We start from the raw sequence: 25,585 nt of genomic DNA, 5'->3' as shown, positions 1-25,585 counted from the left end.
GACTGGATCGCGGCATCACCCCCCGGGATCAGACAGCTAGAGATCCGTCGCGCCGGGCCGCCGCAAGGACCGGGCCAGCACCGCGACCGCCAGTGCTGCCAGCCCGCTCCCGGCAAGAAACAGGATCAGGGCAGCCGCCGCGGGCGACACCCTCCCGAGCGGCGGCAATATGGCCAGCAGTCCCCCGGGCAGCCTTCCGGTCGCCAGAACCGGCAGAAGCGTCGCGGCGAAGACCAGGGCCAGCGCCAGCGCCATGGCGGCAAGCACCGGCAGCGCCCGACGCCCGCGAGGCCCCAGCGCGCGGCGCAGCGCCCGCAGCGACAGCCCGACATCCTGCCCGATCGCCAGCAGCGACGGCACCACCAGAAGCACCAGCCCGACCCCGAAACCGAGCCCGTAGACCAGCGTGATCACCGTCGGCTTGAGGAACTGCGCCTGCTGCGAGGTCTCGAACAGCAGCGGCGCGAGCCCTAGCACCGTGGTCAGCGTCGTCAGCAGCACCGGCCGCAGCCGGTCGGCCGCGGCATCGACGATGGCCGGCACCAGCGCCCGCCTCTTGGCATATTCATCGACCGTCCCGACCAGCACGATGGAATCGTTGATGATGATGCCGGTCATCCCGATCAGCCCGACCACCGAGAACATCGACAGCGGCACATCCCAATGCGCATGCCCCCAGATCGCCCCGACCAGCCCGAAGGGAACGATCGCCATCACCGCCAGCGGCCGGCTCCAGCTCGAGAAGACCCAGGCCAGCACCAGATAGATCCCGACGAGGCACAGCCCGAAGCCCAGCCGCGCATCGGCAAGAACGTCGCGTTCCTGTTCCGACAGCCCGCCCAGCCGCCAGGACACGCCCAGATCGCGCTCGATCCCGGGCAGGATCGCCTCTTTCAGCTCGGCCGAGATCGCGGCGGCACGCGCCGGGTCGTCCTCGGACAGATCGCCGGTGACCGTGACCACCCGCAGCCCGTTTTCGCGCCGGACCGAGGAAAAGCCGGTGCGGCGCTCGACCGTCACCAGATCGGCCAGCGGCAGGTAGATGCCATCGGGGCTGCGCACCTGCATCCGGTCGAGGAAATCGGCGGTCAGTTCGGCCTCGGGCAGCTCGACCCGGATCGTGGCCGAGCGCGGGCCCTCGGGATAGGTCGCGGCCTCGATCCCGTTGATGCGGTGCCGCAGCACCCGGCCCAGATCCTCGATGGTGACCCCCAGCGCCGCGCCCTGGGCGGTCAGCTCCAGCACCGCCTCTTCCTTGTCATAGGCCAGGCTGTCCTCCAGCGCCGAGACCTCGCCAAAACGTGCGAGTTCGATCTTCAGCCGCTCGGCCGCGGCCTTCAGTACCCGCGCCTCGGCGCCGAAGAACTGGACATCGAGCGCATCGCCCCCCGGCCCGGCCCGCCAGCTGCGAAAGCTGAGGCTTTCCACCTTGGGATGGGGCCGCACCTCGTCCTGAAGCGCGCGCACGAAGTCGAAGGAGGAATAGGGCCGGGCATCGGCATCGATCAGCTCGAGCGAGATCGCGCCCAAGAGATCCGGGTCCTTGATCTCGGCCCCGGCCAGCCCGCGCCCGGCATTGCCGCCGATCTCGGCCAGCGCATAGGTCACCGGATCGGTGCCGTATCGGGCCGCATAGCGCGCGCCGACCGCCCCGGCCGCGCGCTGCAGCTCGGCCATCATCGCGGCGGTATCGGCGCGCCCGGCGCCCGAGAGCATCATGAAATTGCCGCTGACCGAGCGCTCTTCGGGGGCGTTGAAGAAGCGCCAGGGCACGTCGCCCCGGATCACCGCCGCCACCTGCAGCGCCAGCAGCAGCAGGCAGCCCGCCATCACCGGATAGCGGCCCCGGATCACCAGCCGCATCAGCCGCCGGAACGGGCCCTCGCGGAACCACAGGAAACCCCGGTTGAACTGGCGCGACGGCCAGTCGTACCAATGCTCCTTCGCCGAATGCGTCAGCGCATGGACCATGTGATTGGGCAGGATCAGGAAACATTCCAGCAGCGAAGCGGTCAGCACCGCGATCACGGTGAAGGGAATATCGGCGATCAGATGCCCCATGCGCCCGCCGATCACCACCAGCGCATAGAAGGCGATGATGGTGGTCAGTGTCGCCGAGAAGACCGGCGCGGCCATCCGGCGGGCGGCATTCTCGGCGGCCAGGACCGGCGGCTCGCCCAGATGGCGGGCGCGGAAATCGGCATGCTCGCCCACCACGATGGCATCGTCGACCACGATCCCGAGGGTGATGATCAGCGCGAAGAGCGAGATCATGTTGATGGTGATCCCGGCCGCGAACATCAGCGCGGCGGTGGCCAGCATCGCGACCGGAATGCCCGCCGCCACCCAGAAGGCGGTGCGCGCATTGAGAAAGAGGAACAGAAGCCCCAGCACCAGCCCGAGCCCCATCAGCCCGTTGCCAAGCAGGATGTCGAGCCGCCCGGCGATGTAATCGGCCTGGGTCTGGATCAGATCGATATGCACGCCCGCGGGCAGCGACGGCGTCATCCCGGCCACGACGGCCCGCACCCCGGCCTCCATCTCGATGGCATCGCCCCGGTCCGAGCGGTCGATCCGAAGCGCGATCGCCGGGTGGGGGCCGACGAAATAGGCCCGTTCGCGGTCGGCGCCCTCGACCCGGATCTCGGCCAGATCGCCCACGGTCAGCTTGGAGCCGTCCGGATAGGAGCGCAGGACGATGCCGGCGATGCTGGCCGCACTGCGCTTCTCGATCCCGGTCCGGACCCTCGTATTGCCGCCCGAGACATCGCCCGCGGGCGCGGTCTCGGCCTCGGCGGCCAAAACGGCCGCGATCTCGGCCATGGTGATGTCATGGCGCATGAGCTCGATCGAGGGCACCTCGACCAGCGTCTCGGGCGCGGCGAGGCCGCGGATCGTGCTGCGGGTGATGCCCGCCGCGAACAGCCGGTCGACCAGCTCGTCAGCGAGCCGCCCGAGCTGGTCCACCGCGACCGGGCCGGTGATCACCACATCGGTCACCCGGTCGCGCCAGGCGCCGCGCGTCACCTCGGGTTCCTCGGTCTCGGCAGGCAGGTCGGTCTCGGCATCGACCGCGGCCTGCACGTCATTGGTGGCGCGGGCCATGTCCCAGCCGGGTTCGAAATCGAGGGTGATGGTCGCGCGCCCCTCGAGCGATTGCGAGGTGGTCTCCTCCACCCCTTCGACCGCGCGGAGTTCCGGTTCCAGGAGCTGCACGATCCCGGCATCGACCTCTTCGGGCCCCGCGCCCTCCCAGACCACCGAGACCGAGACCGTCTCGACGATCACGTCGGGAAAGAACTGAGCCCGCATCCGCGGCGCGGCAAAGAGGCCGGCCACGATCAGCAGCAGCAACAGCAGGTTCGCCGCCGTCCGGTGGCGGGTGAAATAGGACAGAAGCCCGCCCGCGGCGCTCGCGACCCGCCCCGGCACCGGCCTAGCCCCCCATCCGGGTTTCGAGCCGTTCGACCAGTTGCGCGGGCACAAGCGGCTGGTCGAGCTGGGCGCGGATCCGGGCGCGGGCCTCTTGCGGCAGGGCCGGGCTGGTCTCGACGAAGGCGATCAGCGCGGCGCGGCGTTCGGGGCTGAGCGCGACCGTCGCCTCTGTCCTGTCCTCAGGTTCGGCGGCGGCGCCGGGGCGCAGCGGGCGCACCCTGATCCCCGCACCCAGAAGCGGCGAGCGCTCGGCCACAGCCTCGCGCCCCTCAAGCTCCGGCGCGCGGATGATCACCCGGTCGCCCTCGCGGCGCAACAGCGTCACCGGCACCGCCTCCAGCCGGTCCCCGGCATCCAGCACCAGGATCTCGCCCGCCGCGTCAAGCGCGCCCGCAGGCAGGACCATGACATCCCCGAGCGCGGGCTCCTCGACCCGGAGGGTCACGAAATCGCCCGGCCGAAAGCCCGGGGCGTCGTCCAGCCGGGCATAGACCAGCCGCCCGACCTGGCCATCTGGCACCGCCCCGCTTTCGCGCGACAGCACCCCCCGCGCGGTCAGGTTGGCCCCGTAGACATCGAGCGTCACCGTCACCGTCACCGGCAGCGGCCGCAACGCGCCCCTGTCGTCGAGCAGGCGGCTGAACTCGGCGGTCGAGACCCGCACGCCGGCCTCGAGCGCCGAGACATCGATCAGATCGGCCACCCGTTCATTGGCTCCGACCAGCCCGCCCTCGACCAGGCTCACATCGATCAGCGTGCCGGAAAAGGCCGCGGAAAGCTCGGTATCGACCAGCGCGCGCTCGGCATCGGCCAGCGCGATCCGGGCACGGGCCAGCCCGGTCGTGGCGGTCTCGAGCCCGATCTCGGCCTGAGCCAGGGCCTGGCGCCGGGACACCACCGCCTGATCGGCGGCGGCGGCGGTCAGCTCGGCCTCTTCGACCGCGGCATCGGTGCCGACCCCGCGCCCGCGCAGGTCCTTCTGGCGCCCCAGCGCCTTTTGCCGAAATTCGGCCTGCAGCTCGGTCGCGGCCAGCTCGTCATGGGCCAGATCGAGACGCCGCCTGGCGTCGCCCAGATCGGCCTCGGCCTGGCTCAGATCGGCCCGCGCCAGATCCCGGGCCGAGGTCGCATCGGCCGGATCGACCCGAAGCAGCAGATCGCCCGCCGCGACCCGCCCGCCCTCCTCGAAAGCGGGATGCAGATAGACCACCCGGCCGCTGGCCTCGGCCCGCAGCTCGAGGCTGCGGCGCGAGCGGATCTCGCCGAAGGCGGTCAGCTCGGGCGTCACGGTCCGGGGGCGCAGCGGGACGACATTGACCGAGAAGACCCGCTCGGCCGTGGGCGGCGCCTTGGGCCGGTCGGCCAGACGCGTCTCGATGGCCGAACGCAGCGTCCCCGCCGCATAGGCCAGAAGCCCAAGCGTCACGGCCAGCAGGAACAGCCCCGTGAGGCTGCGGCGGAGGAAACGCATCGAACCGTCCTTTCCCGTCGCATCGGATCGCAAGGCCACAGGTCGCGGCACCCGAGGTCGCGGCGCCCGGCGTCAGTTCCGCCGGGACATTCGCGACGGGGTGCGCATTCCCTACGTCGGGTACACCTATTTCCGTCGCCGGTGTTCGTCGAGTCGCGGAAAGATCTCGACGAAATTGCAGGGCGGGTGGCGATAGTCGAGCTGATGCACCAGGATCTCGTCCCAGGCGTCCTTGCAGGCGCCGGTACTGCCGGGCAGCGCGAACAGATAGGTGCCCTGGGCGACGCCGCCCGTGGCGCGGCTCTGGACCGCCGAGGTGCCGATCTTGCCGAAGGAGACCAGCGTGAACAGCGTCCCGAAGGCCTCGATCTCCTTCTCGTAGACATCGCGATGGGCCTCGACGGTGACATCGCGCCCGGTCAGCCCGGTGCCCCCGGTCGAGATCACCACGTCGATTTCGGGATCGGCGCACCAGGCGCGAAGCTGGGCCGCGATCTCGGCACGCTCGTCCTTCAGGATCCTGCGGTCGGCGAGGATATGGCCTGCCGCCGCGATCCGGTCGGCCAGCGTCCGGCCCGAGCGGTCCTCGTCAAGGCTGCGGGTATCCGAGACGGTGAGAACCGCGATCCGGACCGGCACAAAGGCCTTGCTCTCGTCGATGCCTGCCATGGTCATCCCTTTTGCAGAAGCGCCAGCCGCACCGCCAGCGCCGTGAAGATTGTCGCCGAAACGAGGCCGAGACCGCGCTGTACCGCGCGCGAGCCCCCCAGAAGCCGCCGCGCCTGCCCGGCGAAAAGCCCGACCGCGCCATTGACCAGCAGCCCGCCAAGCGACAGCACGGCCCCGAGGATCAGGAATTGCGCCAGCACCGCGCCGCGCTCGACCACCACGAATTGCGGCAGGAAGGCCAGCACGAAGAGGATCACCTTGGGATTGGTCAGATTGACCGTCAGCCCCTCGCGGAAGGCCCGACGCGGAGAGACGGCGGGCAGATCCGGGGCCAGCGCGCCATGCCGGACCGACCGCCAGGCCAGCCAGAGCAGATAGGCGACGCCCGCCCAGCGGATCGCCTCGAAAGCGCCCGGCACCGCCGCAACCACCGCGCCAAGACCGAGCCCGGCCAGCGTGACATGGACGAAACCGCCCAGCGCGATGCCGAGATCGGCCGCCAGCGCCGCGCGCGGACCGCCCCGCAGCCCCTGCCCCAGACAGAACATCATGTCGGCCCCGGGCGTCAGGTTGAGCGCCAGTGCCGCCGGCACGAAGGCCGCGAGCGTCAGAAGATCGACCGGCCCCATCAGCCCCCCCTCAACCGCGTCTGCAGCATCAGAAGATCGTGCCAGGCATCGCGCTTGGCCAGCTGGGTGCGCAGCAGATAGGCCGGGTGGAACATCGGCAACGCAGGCCGGCCCAGCGCCTGGACCCAGTGGCCGCGCAGCCGGGTGATGCCCTTCCGGCCCAGAAGCGCACCGCAGGAATGGTTGCCCATCAGGACCAGGATGTCGGGATCGACAAGCGCCACATGGCGCTCGAGGAAGGGCAGCATCATCGCGACCTCGCCGGCTTCGGGGTCGCGGTTCTGCGGCGGCCGCCAGGGCAGGACATTGGTGATGTAGAGCGCGCGCTCGGCCGCCGGATCGTTCCGCCCCAGCCCGATATGCCCGAACATCTGATCGAGCAGATGCCCGGCGCGGCCGACGAAGGGCTTGCCCTGCAGGTCTTCCTCGCGGCCCGGCGCCTCGCCGATCACCATCACTCGCGCCTTCGGGTTGCCATCGGAAAAGACGAGGTTCCGCGCGCCCTTCTTCAGCTCGCAGAGCTCATAGGCCGCCATCGCCGCCGCCAGCCCCTCGCGATCGGTGGCCGCGTCAGCCGCCGCGCGCGCCACCGCCACCGGATCGACCGGCGCGGGCCGGGCGGGCGGCCGGGGCGCGGACGCGACAGGACGCGCCGCTGCCGGAGCCGCCGCCGGAGCAGGGCGCGGCGCCTCGTAACGGTTCACCGGGGCGTCGCAGATCGCCTCGGTCGCGCCGAGATCGACCTGCCAGGCCAGAAGCGCCAGCGCCTCATGCGGGGTCAGTGCGGGGTCCATGGCGCCTAGGCTATGCTGCCGCAGAGGCCTCGGCAATGCCTCCCTTGCCCCTGCCGCCCCCCGTTTCTATAAGCGGGCCAATCAGGTCGGAGGCTCCATGGAATTTCGCGCGCGTCACCTGCTTGGCATCGAGCATCTCAGCCCCTGGGACATCCGCATCATCCTCGACCTGGCGGAAAGCTATGTCGATCTCAGCCGCGGCGCCACCAAACATGCCGATGTGCTGGCGGGGCTCACCCAGATCAACATGTTCTTCGAGGCCTCGACCCGGACCCAGTCGAGCTTCGAGATCGCCGGAAAGCGCCTCGGCGCCGATGTGATGAACATGGCGATGCAGGCCAGTTCGATCAAAAAGGGCGAGACGCTGATCGACACGGCGCTGACCCTGAACGCGATGCATCCCGATCTGCTGGTGGTGCGCCATCCGCATTCGGGCGCGGTCGATCTGCTGGCCCAGAAGGTCAATTGCGCGGTGATCAATGCCGGCGACGGCCGGCACGAGCATCCGACCCAGGCGCTGCTCGACGCGCTGACGATCCGCCGCGCCAAGGGCCGGATCCAGCGCCTGACGGTCGCGATCTGCGGCGACATCGCCCATAGCCGGGTCGCGCGGTCGAACATGCTGCTCCTGGGCAAGATGGAGAACCGGGTGCGGCTGATCGGGCCGCCGACGCTCATTCCCTCGGGCGCGGCCGATATGGGTGTCGAGATCTATGACGACATGAAAGAGGGCCTCGAGGGCGCCGATGTGGTGATGATGCTCAGGCTGCAGAAAGAGCGCATGGATGGCGGCTTCATCCCCTCGGAACGCGAGTATTACCACCGCTTCGGGCTCGATGCCGAGAAGCTGGCCTATGCGAAGGAAGATGCCATCGTCATGCATCCGGGGCCGATGAACCGCGGCGTCGAGATCGACGGCACGCTGGCCGACGACATCAACCGCTCGGTGATCCAGGATCAGGTCGAGATGGGGGTCGCGGTCCGGATGGCCTGCATGGACCTGCTGGCACGGAACCAGCGCGCGGCCCGGGCGGCCGGGGAGCCCACCCATGTTTGATCCCAGGACCGAGGCTCCGCTGGAAGAGGGCGAAGCCGTCAGGGTGACGTTCCGGGCCGACCGGGGAGCCTATATCAAGGCCCATGCGATCATCGCCGTGCTGGCCGGGATCGGCGCGACCGTCCTGCTGGCCGCGACCGGCAACCCCTACCCCTGGGCCGGGATCGTCGCGGCGGTGCTGGCGATCGCGATCCGGGGCGCCTTCCTGATGAGCGAAGAGCTCGGCGCGCGCTGGGTGCTGACCGACCGCGCCCTGCTGGGGCCCGGCGGGCGGCGGGTGCGGCTCTCGAGCATCGACAGGGTCCGCATCATCGGCGCGGCGACGCAGGTCGTCACGCTGGGCGGCGACAAGCATCTGATCAAGTTTCTCGCAGATCCGGCGGGCGTGAAGGCCCGGATCGACACGGCGAGGCTGGCCACGGGAGGGCCGGAGGCATGAGAACCGTCTTTTCCAATGCCCGCCTGATCGACCCCGAGGCGGGGACAGACCGCGTGGGCTGGCTGCTTTCGGGCGGCGGCACGATCCTCGACAAGGGCCATGACGCGGCCCCCGATTGCGACCGGGTCATCGACTGCAAGGGCGCCTGTCTCGCCCCGGGCATCGTCGATATCGGCGTCAAGGTCTGCGAGCCGGGCGAACGCCACAAGGAAAGCTTCCGCTCGGCCGGGCTGGCGGCGGCGGCGGGCGGCGTGACCACCATGGTCATCCGCCCCGATACCCTGCCCGCCATCGACACCCCCGAGGTGCTGGAATTCGTCAGCCGACGTGCGCGCGAGGTCTCGCCGGTCCGGATCAAGCCGATGGCCGCGCTGACCAAGGGCCGCGAGGGCCGCGAGATGGTCGAGATCGGCTTCCTGCTCGATGCCGGCGCCGTGGCCTTCACCGATGGCGACCATGTCGTCACCGACAGCAAGGTGCTGAGCCGGGCGATGAGCTATGCCCGCTCGCTGGGCGCACTGGTGATGGCGCATCCGCAGGATCCGGGCCTGTCGGCGGGCGCCGCCGCGACCTCGGGCAAGTTCGCCTCGCTGCGCGGGCTGCCCTCGGTGCCCGCCCTGGCCGAGCGCATGGGCTTCGACCGCGACATGGGCCTCGTCGAGCTGACCGGCGTGCGCTACCATGCCGACCAGATCACCACCGCCCGCGCCCTGCCCGCGCTGGACCGCGCCAAGGCCAATGGCCGCGACGTGACGGCGGGCGTCTCGATCCATCACCTGACGCTGAACGAATTCGACGTCGGCGATTACCGCACCTTCTTCAAGGTCAAGCCGCCGCTTAGGGCCGAGACCGACCGGGTCGCGCTGGTCGAGGCCGTGGCCTCGGGGCTGATCGACGTGATCTCGTCCATGCACACGCCGCAGGACGAGGAATCCAAGCGTCTTCCCTATGAAGAGGCCGCCTCGGGCGCGGTCGGGCTGGAAACCATCCTGCCCGCGGCGATGCGGCTTTATCATGCCGGGGCGATCACCCTGCCCCAGCTCTGGCGCGCGCTGGCGCTGAACCCCTCGGCGCGGCTCGGCCTGCCGACCGGGCGGCTGACGGCGGGAGCCCCGGCCGATCTGGTGCTGTTCGATCCCGATGCACCCTTTGTGCTGGACCGCTTCGCGCTGAAATCGAAATCGAAGAACACGCCGTTCGACGGCGCCCGGATGGAAGGCCGCGTGCTCGGCACCTGGGTCGCCGGAACCTGCGTCCACGGCGGAGACTGACCCGATGCCGATGATCGACACCCCCCTCCTGCTGCTGGCGCTTTTCGGGCTCTGCGGCTACCTGCTGGGGGCGGTGCCCTTCGGCATCGTCATGGCGCGGCTCTTCGGGCTGGGCGACCTGAGAAAGATCGGCTCGGGCAATATCGGCGCGACCAATGTGCTGCGCACCGGCAACAGGCTGGCGGCCTTCCTGACGCTGGTGCTCGATGCGGGCAAGGGCGGCATCGCGGTGCTGATCGCGCGGGCGCTGGCGGGCGAAGATGCAGCCCAGATCGCGGGCGGCGCGGCCTTTCTGGGCCATCTCTTCCCGGTCTATCTGGGCTTTCGGGGCGGCAAGGGGGTCGCGACCTTCCTCGGCACCCTCCTGGCGCTGGCCTGGCCGGTCGGGCTTGCCGCCTGTGCCACCTGGGCGGCCTTTGCGGCCGCCTTCCGCTATTCCTCGCTCTCGGCACTGGCTGCGGCCGCGCTGGCGCCGGTCTGGGCGATCTTTCTGGGCCGGAGCGAAACCGTGCTGCTGGGGGCGGTGCTGGCGGTGCTGATCTTCATCCGCCACCACGCCAACATCCGCCGCCTTCTGACCGGAACCGAGCCGAAGATCGGCCGCAAGACCGGCTGAGGCCCCGGCCTAAGCGCCGGGCCTCTTCCCCTAGGCTCAGACCTGTTCCAGCTCGATAAGCGTGCCGTTGAAATCCTTGGGATGCAGGAACAGCACCGGCTTGCCATGGGCTCCGATCTTCGGCTCGCCCGAGCCAAGCACCCGCGCGCCCTGCGCCTTCAGCCGGTCGCGGGCGGCGAGGATATCCTCGACCTCGTAGCAGATATGGTGAATGCCACCCGAGGGGTTCTTGTCGAGAAACCCCTTGATCGGGCTCGCCTCGCCCAGCGGGGAAAGCAGCTCGATCTTGGTATTGGGCAGCTCGATGAAGACCACGGTCACGCCGTGATCGGGTTCGTCCTGCGGCGCACCGACCCTGGCCCCCAGCGTTTCGGCATATTGCGCCGCGGCGGCTTGCAGATCCGGCACGGCGATGGCGACATGGTTGAGACGGCCGATCATCCCTGATCCTCCTGATGATGTTCGCCCGGGTTATCCGGTCTGCCGTCCCGCGACGCAAGACCCGCCTCGGGACCGGAGGCAAGCGCGGGGTCGCGGGCCGCGAGAATCGGGCGGGTCAGCTCTGACAGCGGGACGATCTGCCGCCCCCCGGCATCGAAATTGGCCGGGTCGAGCCAGGTCTCGTAGGCCGCCTTCAGCGCCGGCCACTCGGCATCGATGGCGGCGAACCCGGCGGTATCGCGGTTGCGCCCCTTCACCACCGCGGCCTGACGGAAGACGCCCTCATGGCTCAGCCCGTAGCGTTCGGCCGCCCGGCGCGAGGCCCGGTTCAGCGCGTCGCATTTCCATTCGAGCCGCCGGTAGCCCAGCGCGAAGGCCTGCCCGATCAGGAGCGTCACCGCCTCGGTCGCGGCCGGGCACCGTTGCAGCGGCGCCGAGAAATTCACATGGCCGATCTCGATCGAGCCGGCCCCGGGCGCGATCCTGAGATAGCTGAGCACGCCCAGCGCCCGGCCCGAGACCGCTTCGCGCACCGCGAAGAACAGCGGATCCGGGCCCGAGGCGTCCCACGCGATCCAGTCGGCCAGCGCCGCTTCGTCCGGGAACGGGCCATAGGGCAGATAGGTCCAGATCGAGGCATCGAGCAGATGGGCGGCATGGAGCTCGGCCGCATGGTCGCGTCTCAGAGGCTCGACCCGGCAATAGCGCCCGGCAAGGCTGTCGCGGCCGGGGCGGGGCGGTGGCCTCCAGCCGGGAAGCGGCGCGCCGAGGGGCAGATCCGGAGGCAGATCCGGGGGCATTGCGGGCTCCTTTTCCGTTCTGGTCCGGTCATGGTCCGGTCATGGTCCGGTTCGATTAAGGCAGGCGCCGGCCGCATTTGTCCATCGCCCATCTGCCCCGGCCTGCCGCCTGCAGCACAGAAGGACCGGTCCGACGGTCGAGACCGGTGCGCATCTGCCCTTGCCCCAAACGCCGCAAAGCGCCGGGCAGGCCCGACCAGCCCGCCCGAGACCATATCCGGCAGGTGACATGCCGCCGCCGCGCGCTATGAACAGCACCCGGCCGGAAAGCTGCCACGGTGGCGAGAAGTTGGGGGCGAGAAGTCGGGAGCGTGAAATCCGGCCCAGTAAAGGCGCGCCGCAGTCCGCCGGGGGACCGTTCCATGCCCTTGTCCGGCACCTGGCTCCATGCCTTCGGCTGCGCTCTCATGCCCCGGCTTTCCTTCGCGAGGGCCGCACCGAAGCGACGGGCATGGCGCTCGCACGCCCCTCCGCCGGGTCATTCTCTGCGATCCTGAGGATCGCTGCGCTCTGGCCCCCTTGCCCGTCCCCTGCGCGCCCGCATCATGCGGCAAACTGGCAGTCCTCCCCTCCTGCCGGCACATCCCGTCAGCGAAATCTGTCAGACCGGCGCCTTCCCGAGGCCGGTGGCCATAGCGCCTGGGCTGCGCCCCTGACCATCGGTCTGTGCGCATGTCGATCCTTTGCGAGCGGACAGGACAGGCGCGTGCGGCCCCCGGCAGGCGGCGCCCGCCCCCGCAATCCGGCATGGCGCCGCGCCCGCCGCAGGCAGGACGGCCCGGCCGCCCGGATGCCCGCCTCCGGAGGCCTCTTGCCGATCCCGATACAGAGACCGTAAAGCCCGGCCGGGGCGCCCGGACAGATGCGGCGACAGAGCGTCTGGACAGGCCCGGCGTTTCCCGCTAAAGGCCCAGGTCATGACCCGTTGCGTTCATATCTCCCTGCGCCGACGCCGCCGCCGTCTCTGAGCCGGCCGCCTCCGCTTGCGCCCACGCGACATCCCGACCCTTCCCCTCCGTGCCCTGGCACCTTTCCGAAGACAATTGACACGTTCTGTCGCCCGAGGCACCCATAAGGCCTCTTTTCCGAAGGATTTCCCAGATGGTTCCGTCCGTCCTGCCGATCTATAACCGCGCGCCGCTCAGCTTCGAGACCGGCGAAGGCTCCTGGCTTGTCGCGACCGACGGCACCCGATACCTGGATCTCGGCGCCGGGATCGCGGTCAACGCGCTCGGCCATGCCCATCCGGCGCTGGTGGCGGCACTGACCGCCCAGGCGAACCGGATCTGGCACCTGTCGAACCTCTATCACATCCCCGAACAGGAGGCGCTGGCCGACGCGCTGGTCGAGAAGACCTTCGCCGATACCGTCTTCTTCACCAATTCCGGCACCGAGGCCTGCGAACTCGCGGTCAAGATGGCCCGGAAATACTGGTACGAGAAGGGCCAGCCCGACCGGGTGAATATCGTCACCTTCTCGGGCGCGTTCCACGGCCGCTCCTCGGCCGCGATCGCGGCGGTGGGCACCGAGAAGATGACCAAGGGATTCGGACCGCTTCTGCCGGGCTTCATCCACCTGCCCTTCGGCGCCCATGGCTCGGTTCTGCAGAACGCCATCGACGACACCGTGGCCGCGGTCATGGTCGAACCCGTGCAGGGCGAGGGCGGCCTCAGGCCGCTGCCCGATCCCTGCCTGAAGGGGCTGCGCGATCTCTGCGACGAGACCGGCGCGCTTCTGATCTATGACGAGGTGCAATGCGGCATGGGCCGGACCGGCAAGCTCTTCGCCCATGAATGGGCGGGCGCCGCGCCCGACATCATGATGATCGCCAAGGGCATCGGCGGCGGCTTCCCGCTGGGCGCGGTGCTGGCGACCGAGGCCGCGGCCTCGGGCATGACCGCGGGCAGCCATGGCTCGACCTATGGCGGCAACCCGCTGGCCTGCGCCGTCGGCAAGACCGTGCTCGACATCATTTCCGATCCCGGCTTCCTCGACGAGGTGAACCGCAAGGCCGGGCTCCTGCGGCAACGGCTGGAAGGGCTGGTGGCGAGCCATCCCGAGGTGTTCGAGGCGGTGCGCGGCTCCGGGCTGATGCTGGGGCTGAAATGCCGCGCGGCCAATACCGACGTGGTGCAGGCGGGCTATGACCAGCATCTGCTGACGGTTCCGGCGGGGGATAATGTGGTCCGCATCCTGCCGCCGCTGACGATTTCCGACGAAGAGATTGCCGAGGCCGTGGCCCGGCTCGATGCGGCCGCGACGGCCGTTGCCGCAAAGGAGGCCCGGGCATGACCCATTTTCTCGACATCGACAGCACCGCCCCGTCCGATCTGCGGGCGATCCTCGATTGCGCGCATGAGATGAAGCAGGCCCGGCAGGGGCGCACGAAGGCCACGCCCGATGACGGGCGCCCGCTTGACGGGCGGATGGTGGCGCTGATCTTCGAGAAGCCCTCGACCCGGACCCGGATCAGCTTCGATGTCGGCGTGCGGCAGATGGGCGGGCAGAGCATGGTGCTGTCGGGCAAGGACATGCAGCTGGGCCATGGCGAGACCATCGCCGACACCGCCCGGGTGCTGTCGCGCTATGTCGATCTGATCATGATCCGGACCTTCGAGGAGGCGACGCTGCAGGAGATGGCGGATCATGCCACGGTGCCGGTGATCAACGGTCTGACCAACCGCACCCATCCCTGCCAGATCATGGCCGATCTGCTGACCTTCGAGGAGCATCGCGGCCCGATTGCCGGGCGCAAGGTGGTCTGGTCGGGCGATGGAAACAATGTCTGCGCCTCCTTCATCCAGGCCGCCGGGCAGTTCGGCTTCGATCTGACCTTCACCGGCCCGCAGACGCTGGACCCCGAACCGGTCTTCGTCGAGGCGGCGCGGGCGAAGGGCGCGAAGATCGTCATCGAGCGCGATCCGCTCAAGGCCGTCGAGGGGGCCGATCTGGTGGTTACCGATACCTGGGTGTCGATGCACGATCCGCAATCGGCGCGCGAGCGGCGCCACAACCAGCTGCGCCCCTATCAGGTGAACGAGCGGCTGATGGCGGCGGCGAAGCCCGACGCGCTGTTCATGCATTGCCTGCCCGCGCATCGCGACGAGGAGGCGACCAACGCGGTGATGGACGGGCCGAATTCGGTGGTCTTCGACGAGGCCGAGAACCGGCTCCATGCGCAAAAGGCGATCATGCGCCATTGCCTCGGCGTCTGAGGGTTCGGCATCCGGGTCTCAGCCATCCGGATCTCAGGCCTCCGGGGCCGCAGCGAAGGCACTGGGGGCGCTCCCGCCCCCGGACCCGCACCGGGCTTTGCCCGGCTTGGCCGGGGTTGGGCCGGGCCGCGCGCAAGATGCGCGCGGCGCCTCCGGCGGGGGTATTGGCACCAGGAAGAAGGGCAGGCGCGGAATCCGGAGCGATGACCGGGACGATAGCCGTCGGGCCGGAGCCGGGCCTTTGTCGCAGCGGCCGGCAGGGCCGCACGCGGTCAGCTCCGACGCTTGGCGCGGAGCGTCGGGTCGGCGGCGGTCGGATCCTCGGGCCAGGGATGGCGCGGGTAGCGTCCCCGCATATCCTTGCGCACATCGGCATAGCTCGTCGCCCAGAAGCCCGGCAGGTCCATGGTCACCTGGACCGGACGTCCGGCCGGTGAGAGCAGCGTGATCCGGAGCGGCAGCCGGTTCGGCCCCACCCTCGGGTGTTCGGTCACGCCGAAGAGCTCCTGCAGGCGCAGCGCGATCGCCGGCGCCTCGCCGTCATAGTCGATGGGGATCTTCCGCCCGAGAGGGGTCTCGAAGCTGGACGGCGCGAGGCGGTCGACGCTCTGCCGGGTCTCCCAGTCGAGCCGGGCGCTCAGCGCCGGCAGCAGGTCGAAGCGCTTGAGATCCTCTGCTGTCCGGACCCCGCCCAAATGCGGCAACAGCCAGTCCTCGAGCCCGGCCATCAGTCCCGCATCGGAGAAATCGGGCAGCTCCGCGCCCTCGGCGCGCAGAAGCTCGACCCGCGCCCGGAAGCGGCGTGCCGCATCGCTCCAGGGCAGGCCCAGCGCGCGGACGCCATCGAGCATGGCACGCGCCACCGTCTCGGGCGGGGGATCGGGCCAGTTGCGGTCATCGAGCACCAGCGCGCCGAAGCGTTCCTGCCGCCGCATCGCCACGCGGGCCTCGCGCCGCGACCATTCGCAGACATCCTGCCAGCCGATGGCCGCGCCATGGACCGCGCGCAGGTCCGCTTCGGAGAGCGGCGCGGCAAGCCGCACCTTCGCCTCGCGGGCATCGCCATCGAGATCGAGCGCCACGATCAGCCGTTGTCCGGCCAGCGGATCCGAGGCCCCGAGAACCGCGCCCTTGCCGCCGGACAGCACATAGCGCGGCTCGTCCCCCTTGCGGCGCAGGCCGATCCGGTCGGGATAGGCGAGCGCCGCCATCTCGCCCGGGCTCATCGGACGCGGGGCCTCGGGAGCGCGCGCGGCCAGCCGCTTCGCCTCGGCCCGGATCCGGGCAAGCGCGCCCCGGTCGGGCGGCACCGGGCTCGGGGCGTTCGGCCCGCTCAGGCAGCGCAGCCGCAGCGCCAGATCGGCGCCCGCCCCGCGCAAGGGGTCGCGTTCGGACAGAAGCGCGGCCAGAGGCGCGGCCTGCCGCCCTGCCGAAAGCAGCATATGCCCGAGCCGCGGATGCAGGGGCAGCGCCGCCAGCGCGCGGCCATGGCCGGTGATCCGGCCCAGGGCGTCAAGCGCCCCGAGCCCGGCCAGAAGCGCCCGCGCCTCGGCGAAGCCCCCCGGATTGGGCGGGGTCAGGAAGGCCAGATCGCCAGGTCCCGACGCCCCCCAGGCCGCGAGGTCCAAAGCCAGCCCCGCAAGGTCGCCCGCCTCGATCTCGGGCGGGGGATAGGCAGCAAGGGCGCCCTCCTCGCCCCTGGTCCAGAGCCGGTAGCAGACGCCCTCGGCCACCCGCCCGGCCCGGCCGCGGCGCTGCTCGGCCTCGGCGCGGGTGACGCGCTCGGTCACCAGCCGCGCCATGCCGGAATTCGGATCGAAGCGCGACCGGCGGGCGCGGCCCGCATCGACCACCACCCGCACATCCTCGATGGTCAGCGAGGTCTCGGCAATCGAGGTGGCCAGCACCACCTTGCGGCCCTCGCGCGCGGGCAGGATCGCGGCACGCTGCTCGGCGAAGGGCAGCGCGCCGTAAAGCGGCCGGATGTGACAGCCCTCGGGCAGCCGCCCCTCGAGTGCCGCGGCACAGCGCCGGATCTCGCCCTCGCCCGGCAGGAAGACCAGCACGCCCCCTTCGGTTCCGGCCACGGCCTCTAGCACCAGATCGGCGGTGGCCTCGGGCAGGCGCCTGCCCTTTGGCAGCGGGCGCGGCAACCAGCGCGTCTCGACCGGAAAGCTGCGCCCCCCGGAGCTCACGACGGGCGCATCCGCCATCAGCGCCGCCACCGGCGCGGCATCCAGCGTCGCCGACATCACCAGGAGGATCAGGTCCTCGCGCAGCGCCCCCCGGACCTCCCAGGCCAGCGCCAGCCCCAGATCGGCATTCAGCGAGCGTTCGTGGAATTCATCGAAGATCACCGCGCCGATGCCCTCGAGCCCCGGGTCGGACTGGATCATCCGCGTCAGGATGCCCTCGGTCACGACCTCGATGCGGGTGGCGCGGCCCACCTTCGCCTCGCCCCGGATGCGGTAGCCGACGGTCTGGCCGACCGGCTCGCCCAGGGCCTCGGCCATCCGCTCGGCCGCGGCCCGCGCGGCAAGGCGCCGCGGCTCGAGCATCACGATCCGCTCCGCCGTCAGCCCGGCCTCCAGCATCGCCAGCGGCACCCGCGTGGTCTTGCCCGCCCCGGGCGGCGCCTGCAGCACGGCCCGGCCCGCGCGGGAAAGGGCGGCGGTCAGCTCGGGCAGGACGGCGTCGATGGGCAGCTTGGTCATGGCCGTCTTATGCGTCATCCAGGCCCGCACGGCCAGAGCGCGCCGCCTGGCGGGACGACGGCCCGGACCACGGCCCGAACGATGCCCCGGACGGAGGGCTGGACAGCCCGGCCCCGGCAGGGCAAGACAGGAGCCGCCCCCGAAGATCCGGAGCCGCCGATGACCCCAGCCGAGCTTGCCCACCGCCTCAAATCCGGCGAACGCCGTGCCCTCGCCCGGGCGATCACCCTGATCGAAAGCGGTCGCGAGGATCACCGCGCCCAGGCCCAGGAGCTGCTGGGCCTTTTGACCGACGCCCCCGGACAGGCGCTCCGGATCGGGTTGTCGGGCACGCCGGGCGTGGGCAAGTCGACCCTGATCGAAAGCTTCGGCAGGATGCTGACAGCCGAGGGCCACAAGGTCGCGGTGCTGGCGGTCGACCCGTCGTCGGCCCGCTCGGGCGGCTCGATCCTCGGCGACAAGACCCGGATGGAGCGGCTGTCGCGCGACCCGAACGCCTTCATCCGCCCCTCGCCCAGCCAGTCGGCTCTGGGCGGCGTCGCGCGCCGCACTCGCGAGGCGGTGGCGCTTTGCGAGGCGGCGGGCTTCGGCATCGTGCTGATCGAGACCGTGGGAGTCGGCCAGTCCGAGACCATGGTGGCCGAGATGACCGATCTGTTCGTGCTGCTGATGGCGCCTGCGGGCGGCGACGAGCTGCAGGGGGTCAAGCGCGGCATCATGGAGATGGCCGACCTGATCCTCGTCAACAAGGCCGATGGCGATCTGAAGCCCGCCGCCGAACGCACCCGGGCCGATTACGCGGGCGCGCTGCACCTGTTGCGCCGCCGCCCCCAGGACCCCGAGGGGTTCCCCAAGGCGGTCGCCGTCTCGGCGGTCGAGGAACGCGGGCTTCGCGAGGCCTGGGAGGACATGCAGACCCTTGCCGACTGGCGCCGCGAGAACGGCCATTTCACGGCCCGCCGCGCCGCCCAGGCCCGCTACTGGTTCGCGGAAGAAGTCCGCCGCGGTCTGCTCGCCCGGCTCGACCGCGACCCGGCGATGCGGGCGCGGATGGCCGATCTCGGCGCGAAGGTGGCCGAAGGCGAGCTGACCGTCGCCCATGCCTCGACCGAGATGCTGGCCGCGCTGGGCGTCAGCGCCTGACCAGAACGGGCCGTGCATGAGGCGCGGCGCAATCCTCCGACGCCGCGCCCCCGGGCCCGGCTGCAAAAGCCCTGAAAATCTTTCCCCCGGATCGGGTTTCGGCCGCAGCCGCCAAGCTCCGGCCGAGGCCCCGAATGGCCGACCCATCGCAACGGCGTTGTTGCCGAGCTCATCCGTCGGAGCCACATCACGCAGTCCTGCGCTCGGACGGATGGCATGAGCAGCCGCGAACCCGGGTGCTTCGGCCGGCGAATTGGCCGGTCGACAACAATGCCCGGGGGCGCGCGGGCGCTTCGGCCAGATCCACCGAACCTGCACACTCCCCGGACCAGCACCGCGAAGACAAGCGAAAAGGCCGGGCGCATTCGCCGGGAAAGGCCCCATCGAAGCGTCTTCCTGCCCGGTTCACTCCAGATCCGTCTGCGGCCCTGCTGCTGCACCCGCCCCAATGGCATCTGTACCGGGGTGAGCGGTCATCGCATCATCAGGCCACCCCTCCCTGCCGGGGGGACCTTTTTTCGTCGGTCGCAGGCGGTTTATGGGCGGCTTAGGCTTATTCCGCCGCGATCGCGGCCGGGCTGTCATCGCTCCAGCGCGCCAGCACCTCGGCGCAATCGGGATCGCGGCTTGCCAGCGCCAGGGTTGCGTCCAGCATCCCCGCCTTGGACCCGCAATCATAGCGCACCCCGTCGAAACCAAAGCCCGCAAGCCCCAGCCGCGCCGCATCCCGGGCAATCGCATCGGTCAGCTGGATCTCGTCATTGGCGCCCGGTCCCTGGCTGGCGAGGGCATCGAAGATCGCCGCATCGAGAATGTAGCGCCCGACCACCGCCTTCAGCGACGGCGCCTCGGCGGCGGCGGGCTTCTCGACCATGCCGCGCGCCCGGGTGATCCGGCCCTCCTGCGCGGTCGGATCGAGCACGCCATAGCGCGAAACCGTCTCGGACGTCACATCCATCGCGGCGACCATATGCCCGGCCCCGGCGCGGCCATAGGCCTCGACCATTTGCGCAAGGCATCCCGGCTCGGACAGGATCAGGTCGTCGGGCAGCAGCACCGCTACCGGCCCCGGCAGCACATGCGCCCTGGCGCAAAGCACGGCATGACCCAGCCCGCGCTGCTCGTGCTGCATGACGAATTCGACTTCGTGCTCGTCCTCGTCCAGCGCCGCCGCCTCGAGCTCGGCGGCAATCCGCGCCTTGCCGCGGGCGCGCAGCGTCTCGATCAGATCGGCATCGGCGCGCACATGACGTTCGATGGCGGTTTTCGACGGATGGCTGACGAAGACCATGCGTTCGACCCCGGCCGCGCGTGCCTCGTCGATGGCGAACTGGATCAGCGGGGTATCGATGACAGGAAGCAGTTCCTTCGGCGTCGCCTTGGTCGCGGGCAGAAAGCGGGTTCCGAGCCCTGCGACGGGAAAGATGGCGGTCCGCACGGGCGAAGGGATCATGTGAAACTCCTGAAATACTGAATGCACCTGCAGCATAACGGAGCCCGGTCGCAAAAGGTTTCAGCCGATGCCGCATTTTTACTCGGCGCCCCGGCAAAACTCCGCCGCCTGCCCCGCGCTCTTGCCGGAAGCCTGCGGTCAGGCCCCGGAAATCGGAACATGGCCGGACAGAGGCCCGCGCAGAGCCGCATCGGAAACAATGCCCCCCGGGCCGGACCCCGGATCGGGGCAAGGCGGATCAGTCGGTGCAGCCGATCTCGCGCCCGCCCAGCTCGGAGAGCAGGCGGCGGAAGGTCTGCCCCGCCGACGTGGGGCGCAGGCGATCGTCGACAAGAGTGATCTTCGGCACCACACCCTGCCACGGATAGGGATTGGTCGCGAACCAGGCATGCCGCTCGACGAAAGGCAGCCCTTCCATCATCCGGGCCGCGCCTTCGAGAAAGGCTGCGCTGGCGGCATAGCTGCCCTCGCCCGGGCGATCCCAGTCCCCCAGCGCGAATTCGGTCACCCAGATCGGGCGGCGATAGGCGCGATGGACCGCCTGCAGCCAGCGCCGGAAGGCCGCCACATCGCCGTCGGTCGAATAGTAATGCACCGCCATGAAGTCGATCCGGAAGCCGCGCCGCCCGGCCTCGGTCATGAACCGGCGCGGCCAAGAGCCGGGGCCGAGCGTTCCGGCCCGGGTGGTGGCAGGACTGCCGATCCGGAGCCCCCGCCCCCTGGCCTCGACCTGCGGCCACAGCGCGAGCGCGCGCGCGACGCTCAACCCGCCTTGATGGGCGCCATGGCCGTCGGGTTCGTTGAAGGTCAGGAGCGCGCGCACCGGCAGATCCGGGCGGATCTCCGCCGCGAGGTCGCGTTCGGAATGGATCATCGGCACGAATTCGACGCTGCGGGGGACCGGCATCGCGGTCCAGAGCTGATCGGTCCGCCATGTGTAATACCACTCCAGGGCGGGCTGCTCCTCGATCCAGCGGATCGTGGTGTACCGGCTGTTCTCCCAGGCCCCGATGCCGGCTTTCCGGGCCAGTGCCGGACCTGTCAGGGACAAAAGCGAGGCGGCAAGGAAAAACAAGGATTTTCCGGGCATTGCCGGTCCTCTCGCATCCCTTCGACGGAAGCGCCCCCTCGCTTTGCCGGCAAGGCTAGCCCCGGCGCGTGCAGAAAATGCGGCGAAAGGGGTGCTTCATTCAGGAATTCGAAGGACATTACGTTCTGCATTGCGAAACGGTGATGGCAGACAGGCAGGAACCGTCTTCGAAATGCGCCATAAGTGACCGTCGCCAGGGCCGGAAGGCCGCGCGGCTTGCCGGTGGGCCCGCCACAATTCGGCCACCGCAATGCAGAGGTCGGGATCGCGGTGGCCCGCCGCGGGCCGGTTGGCTCTGGAATAGGGCCGACAGAGGTCTATGCTGAGGGCTGCGCTGCCAAGGCCCGATAGATCCATATGACCGTCCCCTCACCCACCGAGCCCTTCCCCACCGAGACTGACCTTTCCGGGCTGATCGCCTGCCCGAAATGCGACGCGGTCTACCGTGCGGTTCAGCCCGCGCCCCGGGCCCGCGCGGTCTGCGCGCGCTGCCATACCGTGCTGATCGCGCCGCAGCGCCAGGCCGGGCAGCGGCTGATCGCGGTTGCCCTGACGGTGGTGGTGCTGATCTGCGCCGCGACCCTGACGCCCTTTCTAAAGGTCGAGGCGGGCGGCATGAGCAACGCGACCTCGGTCCTCGACGCGGCGCTGGCCTTCGCCGGGCGCCCGATGCTGCTGGTGCTGACGCTGGCCGTGGCCGCACTTATCGTCTTCGTGCCGGTGCTGCGGGCGCTTCTGATCCTCTACGTGCTCACGCCCATCGTGCTCGACCGCCCGCCCGCCCGGCATGCCCGCGTGGCCTTCCGGCTGTCCGAGAGCCTGCGCCCCTGGTCGATGGCCGAGGTATTCGCCATCGGCTGCGCGGTCGCGCTGGTCAAGATCTTGGATCTCGCCCAGGTCGCCTTCGGCCCCGCCTTCTGGATGTTCTCGGCCCTTGTCATCCTGATCGTGGTACAGGACACCTTCATGTGCAGATATTCGGTATGGAGGTCTCTGGACAGGTGAGAACCGCGCGCGACATGGGCCTGGTGGCCTGCACCCGCTGCACCCGGATCTGGCCGGCGGAGACCCCGCATTGCGCGCGCTGCGGCCAGAAGCTGAGCCCGCGCGCACCGCTTTCGCTGCAGCGGGTCTGGGCCTGGTGGTGCTTCGGGCTGATCGCCTATGTGCCCGCCAACATCTACCCGATGCTCGAGACCCGGACCCTGGGCGACACCCAGGACAACACCATCATCGGCGGCGCGGTCGAGATTGCCCGTCACGGCAGCTGGGGCATCGCGGCCGTGATCCTCACCGCCTCGGTCCTGATCCCGATCGGCAAGTTCCTCGCGGTGGCCGGGCTCGCGCTCGGCATCACCCGCGGCAGCCGGCTCAGCCGGGTCCGGCGCCAGCAGCTTTACGAGGTGGTCGAGTATATCGGCCGCTGGTCGATGATCGACGTCTTCGTCGTCGCCATCCTGTCCTCGCTGGTCCAGCTCGGCGCCGTGGTCTCGATAAGCCCCGGCCCCGCAAGCCTCTTCTTCGCCGTCTCGGTCATCGCGACCATGCTGTCGGCACAAAGCTTCGACAGCCGCCTGCTCTGGGACAAGACCGATCCTCCTCCTGCCCCGCGGAGCCATATGGCATGACCGATCTGCCCCCCGAAACCCCGGTGCAACCGGCAGGCCGCGGCCTGCTCGAGCGCATCTCCATCGTCTGGGTGATCCCGGCCGCGGCGCTGGCCATCGCGCTGGGCGTGGCCTGGCACAGCTATGTCGACCGCGGGCCGCTGCTGGAACTGACCTTCGAGAATGCCTCGGGCATCAAGGCGGGCGAGACCGCGCTGCATTACCGCGACGTGACCGTGGGCCTCGTCGAGAAGGTGGGCTTCACCGACAATCTCGACGAGGTACTGGTCTCGGTGCGGCTCGACAAGGCAGTCGCGCCCTATGTCGATGACGGCGCCGCCTTCTGGGTGGTCCAGCCCGAGGTCAGCGCCCGCGGCGTGACCGGGCTGTCGACCGTTCTGTCGGGGGTGTTCATCCAGGGCATCTGGGATGACACGCCCGACGGCTTCGTGGAACGCCATCGCGGCAAGAACGCGGCCCCGCTCAACCGCGAGGGCCGCCCCGGCCTGCAGCTCCGGCTGCGGGCCGCCAGCGATGCCGGGCTGACCGAGGAGGCCCCGATCCTCTATCGCGGCATCGAGGTCGGCCGGATCGGCAAGGCCGAGGTCAGCCAGGACGGCTCGACCGTCGAGGCCGATGCCATCGTCTTCGCCCCGCATGACCGGCTGATCTCGAGCTCGACCCGGTTCTGGGACAGTTCGGGCTTTTCCTTCTCGCTCGGCCCCGGCGGCGCGCGGGTCGATTTCTCGTCGGTGGCGGCGCTGGTCTCGGGCGGGGTCACCTTCCAGAGCGTGGTCTCGGGCGGCCAGCGGGTCGAGCCCGACACCCGCTTCGAGGTCTATCCCGACGAATCGACCGCGCGCGCCAGCGTCTTCGCCCTCGACGAGGGCGCCGCGCTGACTCTGACCGCCTATTTCGCGGAGAATGTCGAAGGGCTGGCGGTGGATGCGCCGGTCACGCTGGGCGGTCTGCGGATCGGCCGCGTCACCGCCCTGAACGGCATTGTCGATGCGAAGCGCTTCGGCGACGACCGGGTGCGGCTGGCGGCGACGCTGGCCATCCAGCCCGCCCGGCTCGGGCTCAAGGCGCCTGCAAGCGCCGAGGACGCGCTCGACTATCTCGCCGGACGGGTGCGCGAGGGGCTGCGGGCGCGGCTCGCGAGCGCCTCGATCCTGACCGCCAGGCTCAAGGTCGAACTGATCGAAACCGCCGCGAGAGCACCGGCCGAGATAGAGCGCGACGCAGATCCGAACCCGGTGATCCCGACCACGGCAAGCGACATTTCCAACGTCTCGGCGACCGCTGAAGGACTTTACAACCGTATCAACGACCTGCCCATCGAGGACCTGATGCAAAGCGCCATCGACGCGCTGAACAGCGTCAGCACGCTGGCCGGCAGCGACGAGATCCGCGCCGTGCCGGGCGAGGTCCGCGCCCTTCTCGGCGAGGCCCGCGGCATTGTCGGCTCGGAGGAGATGCAGGCCCTGCCCGGCCGGATCGACGGCACGGTCGCGGCCATCGAGACGCTGGCGCGCCAGCTGGCCGAGGCCGATGCCGCCAACCGCCTCACCACCGCGCTCGACGCCGCTGCCAGCGCCGCGGAGACCATCGATACCGCCGCGGCCGGGCTGCCTGACCTGGTCGCGCGGCTGAATGCGGTGGCCGATCAGGCCGCGACATTGCCGCTGGACGAGCTGGCGCAACGGATCTCGGCGCTGCTCGACAGCACCGACCGGCTGATCGACACCGATCAGGCCCGCAACCTGCCCACCGACCTCTCGGCCGCGCTGCGCGAACTGGCCGCGATGCTGGCCGAGCTGCGCGAGGGCGGGATCGTCGGCAATGCCAATGCCACCCTCGCCTCGGCGCGCTCGGCCGCCGATGACATCTCGGCCGCCGCGCGCGACCTGCCCGAGTTGCTGGAGCGGGCCCAGCGCGTGCTGGGCCAGGCCTCGAGCACCATCGAGGGCTATGACGCCTCGCGCGGGATGGGCCGCGAGATCGACAGCGCGCTGCGCGAGATCCAGCGCGCCGCCCAGGCCGTGGCCGCGCTGTCGCGGGCCCTGGAACGTAACCCCAACTCGATCCTGTTCGGACGCTGACATGAAACAACTCCTGCTTCCTGCCGCCCTCGTCCCGCTTGCCCTCGCGCTGTCGGCCTGCAATGGCAGCCCCGAGCGCTATACCGTGCCCGAGACGGCCGTCGCCGGGCCGCGCCTGCCCATCGCCTGGCGCAGCATCGCAATCCGCGACGTGTCGCTGCCGACCTATGCCGCCTCGGAGGAGATCTACAGCCGCAGCGCCAGCGGCGCGCTGAGTTCGTCCTCGGATGTGCTCTGGGCTGACGATCCCACACGCGCCATCACCCAGGATCTGGCCCGCCTGCTGGCGCAGATGACCGGCGCCCAGGTCGCGGCCGAGCCCTGGCCCTTCTTCGACCGCGCCCAGGCGACGCTCGAGGTCCGGGTGGCAGACATGCTGGCAGAACCCGATGGCACCTACCGCCTGACCGGGCAATTCTTCGTGGCGCCCGATGCCGGCGGGCGGAACCGCGCGGCACCCTTCGCGATCTCGACCCCGATCGCGGCCCCTGCCGGTCCCGCCGAGATCGCCGCCGCCCGGGGCGTCGCCCTCGGCGAGCTGGCCACCCGGATCGCCCGCACCGGCCTGCGCTGACCCCGTCGCCCGCGCACCATTGCCTCGGCCCGTGCCGGGTCCTGCGCCCGGTGCGCATGCCGCGC

Annotated in this window: 21 protein-coding genes; 11 read left to right on the top strand and 10 right to left on the bottom strand. The window is 70.3% G+C overall.

The annotated features are described in order from the left end of the window. Nucleotides 1–36: 36 nt before the first annotated feature. From ACK8CO_RS16555 to ACK8CO_RS16535, 5 genes are all read right to left on the bottom strand, one after another. Nucleotides 37–3,432, bottom strand: a complete 3,396-nt coding sequence (locus ACK8CO_RS16555) for an efflux RND transporter permease subunit (RefSeq protein WP_414897349.1) — start codon at nt 3,430–3,432, stop codon at nt 37–39. A gap of 4 nt (nt 3,433–3,436) precedes the next feature. After that, nucleotides 3,437–4,906, bottom strand: coding sequence for an efflux RND transporter periplasmic adaptor subunit (locus tag ACK8CO_RS16550; protein WP_414897348.1), 1,470 nt, complete (start codon nt 4,904–4,906; stop codon nt 3,437–3,439). Between the two features lie 126 nt (nt 4,907–5,032). Next, nucleotides 5,033–5,575 carry a molybdenum cofactor biosynthesis protein B gene (gene moaB, locus ACK8CO_RS16545; RefSeq protein WP_080616839.1) on the bottom strand — a complete coding sequence of 181 codons (543 nt, stop codon included), beginning with the start codon at nt 5,573–5,575 and terminating at the stop codon, nt 5,033–5,035. 2 nt (nt 5,576–5,577) lie between these two features. Further along, entirely contained in the window at nt 5,578–6,204 is a 627-nt protein-coding gene (locus ACK8CO_RS16540) for a LysE family translocator (protein ID WP_414897347.1), read from the bottom strand. Then, nucleotides 6,204–6,998: a uracil-DNA glycosylase gene (locus tag ACK8CO_RS16535; protein ID WP_414897346.1), complete on the bottom strand. Its 795-nt coding sequence runs from the start codon at nt 6,996–6,998 to the stop codon at nt 6,204–6,206. The genes ACK8CO_RS16540 and ACK8CO_RS16535 overlap by 1 nt, the downstream gene beginning before the upstream one ends. 97 nt (nt 6,999–7,095) lie before the next feature. On the opposite strand from ACK8CO_RS16535, the gene ACK8CO_RS16530 reads away from it, so the two are divergent. The 4 genes from ACK8CO_RS16530 to plsY are packed head-to-tail and all read left to right on the top strand — an operon-like array spanning nt 7,096 to nt 10,381. Beyond that, nucleotides 7,096–8,055, top strand: coding sequence for an aspartate carbamoyltransferase catalytic subunit (locus ACK8CO_RS16530; protein WP_080616842.1), 960 nt, complete (start codon nt 7,096–7,098; stop codon nt 8,053–8,055). Beyond that, nucleotides 8,048–8,494 (top strand): hypothetical protein, encoded by a 447-nt coding sequence (locus ACK8CO_RS16525; RefSeq protein ID WP_080616843.1) that lies wholly within the window; start codon nt 8,048–8,050, stop codon nt 8,492–8,494. The genes ACK8CO_RS16530 and ACK8CO_RS16525 overlap by 8 nt, the downstream gene beginning before the upstream one ends. Further along, the gene (gene pyrC, locus ACK8CO_RS16520) at nt 8,491–9,765 is read left to right on the top strand and encodes a dihydroorotase (protein ID WP_080616844.1); all 1,275 of its coding nucleotides are present in this window, start codon (nt 8,491–8,493) and stop codon (nt 9,763–9,765) included. The genes ACK8CO_RS16525 and pyrC overlap by 4 nt, the downstream gene beginning before the upstream one ends. Before the next feature lie 4 nt (nt 9,766–9,769). Then, entirely contained in the window at nt 9,770–10,381 is a 612-nt protein-coding gene (plsY, locus tag ACK8CO_RS16515) for a glycerol-3-phosphate 1-O-acyltransferase PlsY (protein ID WP_414897345.1), read from the top strand. Between the two features lie 36 nt (nt 10,382–10,417). On the opposite strand, the gene mce is transcribed toward plsY, so the two are convergent. Further along, on the bottom strand, nt 10,418–10,822 hold the full coding sequence (gene mce / locus ACK8CO_RS16510) for a methylmalonyl-CoA epimerase (protein ID WP_414897344.1): 405 nt from the start codon (nt 10,820–10,822) through the stop codon (nt 10,418–10,420). Then, the gene (locus ACK8CO_RS16505) at nt 10,819–11,622 is read right to left on the bottom strand and encodes a GNAT family N-acetyltransferase (protein WP_414897343.1); all 804 of its coding nucleotides are present in this window, start codon (nt 11,620–11,622) and stop codon (nt 10,819–10,821) included. The genes mce and ACK8CO_RS16505 overlap by 4 nt, the downstream gene beginning before the upstream one ends. Nucleotides 11,623–12,723: 1,101 nt before the next feature. Here ACK8CO_RS16505 and ACK8CO_RS16500 point away from each other — a divergent pair. Both ACK8CO_RS16500 and argF read left to right on the top strand, forming a co-directional pair. Next, nucleotides 12,724–13,914, top strand: a complete 1,191-nt coding sequence (locus tag ACK8CO_RS16500) for an aspartate aminotransferase family protein (RefSeq protein ID WP_414897342.1) — start codon at nt 12,724–12,726, stop codon at nt 13,912–13,914. Beyond that, complete coding sequence (gene argF / locus ACK8CO_RS16495; protein ID WP_414897341.1) at nt 13,911–14,837, top strand: ornithine carbamoyltransferase; 927 nt, start codon at nt 13,911–13,913, stop codon at nt 14,835–14,837. Before ACK8CO_RS16500 ends, argF begins: the two co-directional genes overlap by 4 nt. A gap of 272 nt (nt 14,838–15,109) precedes the next feature. Here the strand turns inward: argF and hrpB are convergent, their stop codons facing one another. Beyond that, complete coding sequence (gene hrpB / locus ACK8CO_RS16490) at nt 15,110–17,551, bottom strand: ATP-dependent helicase HrpB (RefSeq protein ID WP_414897340.1); 2,442 nt, start codon at nt 17,549–17,551, stop codon at nt 15,110–15,112. Between the two features lie 159 nt (nt 17,552–17,710). Between hrpB and meaB the strand changes: the two genes are divergently transcribed. Continuing rightward, nucleotides 17,711–18,694 carry a methylmalonyl Co-A mutase-associated GTPase MeaB gene (meaB, locus tag ACK8CO_RS16485; protein ID WP_080616850.1) on the top strand — a complete coding sequence of 328 codons (984 nt, stop codon included), beginning with the start codon at nt 17,711–17,713 and terminating at the stop codon, nt 18,692–18,694. 553 nt (nt 18,695–19,247) lie between these two features. Here the strand turns inward: meaB and ACK8CO_RS16480 are convergent. Together ACK8CO_RS16480 and ACK8CO_RS16475 are read right to left on the bottom strand one after the other, a co-directional pair. Further along, nucleotides 19,248–20,147: a UTP--glucose-1-phosphate uridylyltransferase gene (locus tag ACK8CO_RS16480; protein WP_414897339.1), complete on the bottom strand. Its 900-nt coding sequence runs from the start codon at nt 20,145–20,147 to the stop codon at nt 19,248–19,250. A 238-nt stretch (nt 20,148–20,385) separates the two neighbouring features. Beyond that, nucleotides 20,386–21,237: a glycosyl hydrolase gene (locus ACK8CO_RS16475; protein ID WP_414897338.1), complete on the bottom strand. Its 852-nt coding sequence runs from the start codon at nt 21,235–21,237 to the stop codon at nt 20,386–20,388. 357 nt (nt 21,238–21,594) lie between these two features. Between ACK8CO_RS16475 and ACK8CO_RS16470 the strand changes: the two genes are divergently transcribed. Genes ACK8CO_RS16470 through ACK8CO_RS16455 form a run of 4 tightly spaced genes read left to right on the top strand, consistent with a single transcriptional unit; the run spans nt 21,595 to nt 25,520 of the window. Next, the gene (locus tag ACK8CO_RS16470; RefSeq protein ID WP_414897337.1) at nt 21,595–22,242 is read left to right on the top strand and encodes a paraquat-inducible protein A; all 648 of its coding nucleotides are present in this window, start codon (nt 21,595–21,597) and stop codon (nt 22,240–22,242) included. 14 nt (nt 22,243–22,256) lie between these two features. Further along, entirely contained in the window at nt 22,257–22,865 is a 609-nt protein-coding gene (locus tag ACK8CO_RS16465; RefSeq protein WP_080618044.1) for a paraquat-inducible protein A, read from the top strand. After that, entirely contained in the window at nt 22,862–24,946 is a 2,085-nt protein-coding gene (locus tag ACK8CO_RS16460; RefSeq protein ID WP_414897336.1) for an MlaD family protein, read from the top strand. Before ACK8CO_RS16465 ends, ACK8CO_RS16460 begins: the two co-directional genes overlap by 4 nt. Before the next feature lies 1 nt (nt 24,947). Next, entirely contained in the window at nt 24,948–25,520 is a 573-nt protein-coding gene (locus tag ACK8CO_RS16455; RefSeq protein WP_414897335.1) for a membrane integrity-associated transporter subunit PqiC, read from the top strand. Nucleotides 25,521–25,585 lie beyond the last annotated feature (65 nt).

This window comes from Rhodovulum sp. HP10 (assembly GCF_047553435.1).
Lineage (GTDB): Bacteria > Pseudomonadota > Alphaproteobacteria > Rhodobacterales > Rhodobacteraceae > Rhodovulum.
Note: the sequence above shows the minus strand (reverse complement) of the source record. Positions and strands in the feature narration are given on the sequence as shown.

What these genes read in the sequence shown, in the direction of transcription:
- ACK8CO_RS16550 (WP_414897348.1), bottom strand. Translation starts at nt 4,906, where the DNA reads ATGCGTTTCCTCCGCCGCAGCCTCACGGGGCTGTTCCTGCTGGCCGTG.
- moaB (WP_080616839.1), bottom strand. Translation starts at nt 5,575, where the DNA reads ATGGCAGGCATCGACGAGAGCAAGGCCTTTGTGCCGGTCCGGATCGCG.
- ACK8CO_RS16540 (WP_414897347.1), bottom strand. Translation starts at nt 6,204, where the DNA reads ATGGGGCCGGTCGATCTTCTGACGCTCGCGGCCTTCGTGCCGGCGGCA.
- ACK8CO_RS16535 (WP_414897346.1), bottom strand. Translation starts at nt 6,998, where the DNA reads ATGGACCCCGCACTGACCCCGCATGAGGCGCTGGCGCTTCTGGCCTGG.
- ACK8CO_RS16530 (WP_080616842.1), top strand. Translation starts at nt 7,096, where the DNA reads ATGGAATTTCGCGCGCGTCACCTGCTTGGCATCGAGCATCTCAGCCCC.
- ACK8CO_RS16525 (WP_080616843.1), top strand. Translation starts at nt 8,048, where the DNA reads ATGTTTGATCCCAGGACCGAGGCTCCGCTGGAAGAGGGCGAAGCCGTC.
- pyrC (WP_080616844.1), top strand. Translation starts at nt 8,491, where the DNA reads ATGAGAACCGTCTTTTCCAATGCCCGCCTGATCGACCCCGAGGCGGGG.
- plsY (WP_414897345.1), top strand. Translation starts at nt 9,770, where the DNA reads ATGCCGATGATCGACACCCCCCTCCTGCTGCTGGCGCTTTTCGGGCTC.
- mce (WP_414897344.1), bottom strand. Translation starts at nt 10,822, where the DNA reads ATGATCGGCCGTCTCAACCATGTCGCCATCGCCGTGCCGGATCTGCAA.
- ACK8CO_RS16505 (WP_414897343.1), bottom strand. Translation starts at nt 11,622, where the DNA reads ATGCCCCCGGATCTGCCTCCGGATCTGCCCCTCGGCGCGCCGCTTCCC.
- ACK8CO_RS16500 (WP_414897342.1), top strand. Translation starts at nt 12,724, where the DNA reads ATGGTTCCGTCCGTCCTGCCGATCTATAACCGCGCGCCGCTCAGCTTC.
- argF (WP_414897341.1), top strand. Translation starts at nt 13,911, where the DNA reads ATGACCCATTTTCTCGACATCGACAGCACCGCCCCGTCCGATCTGCGG.
- hrpB (WP_414897340.1), bottom strand. Translation starts at nt 17,551, where the DNA reads ATGACCAAGCTGCCCATCGACGCCGTCCTGCCCGAGCTGACCGCCGCC.
- meaB (WP_080616850.1), top strand. Translation starts at nt 17,711, where the DNA reads ATGACCCCAGCCGAGCTTGCCCACCGCCTCAAATCCGGCGAACGCCGT.
- ACK8CO_RS16480 (WP_414897339.1), bottom strand. Translation starts at nt 20,147, where the DNA reads ATGATCCCTTCGCCCGTGCGGACCGCCATCTTTCCCGTCGCAGGGCTC.
- ACK8CO_RS16475 (WP_414897338.1), bottom strand. Translation starts at nt 21,237, where the DNA reads ATGCCCGGAAAATCCTTGTTTTTCCTTGCCGCCTCGCTTTTGTCCCTG.
- ACK8CO_RS16470 (WP_414897337.1), top strand. Translation starts at nt 21,595, where the DNA reads ATGACCGTCCCCTCACCCACCGAGCCCTTCCCCACCGAGACTGACCTT.
- ACK8CO_RS16465 (WP_080618044.1), top strand. Translation starts at nt 22,257, where the DNA reads ATGGGCCTGGTGGCCTGCACCCGCTGCACCCGGATCTGGCCGGCGGAG.
- ACK8CO_RS16460 (WP_414897336.1), top strand. Translation starts at nt 22,862, where the DNA reads ATGACCGATCTGCCCCCCGAAACCCCGGTGCAACCGGCAGGCCGCGGC.
- ACK8CO_RS16455 (WP_414897335.1), top strand. Translation starts at nt 24,948, where the DNA reads ATGAAACAACTCCTGCTTCCTGCCGCCCTCGTCCCGCTTGCCCTCGCG.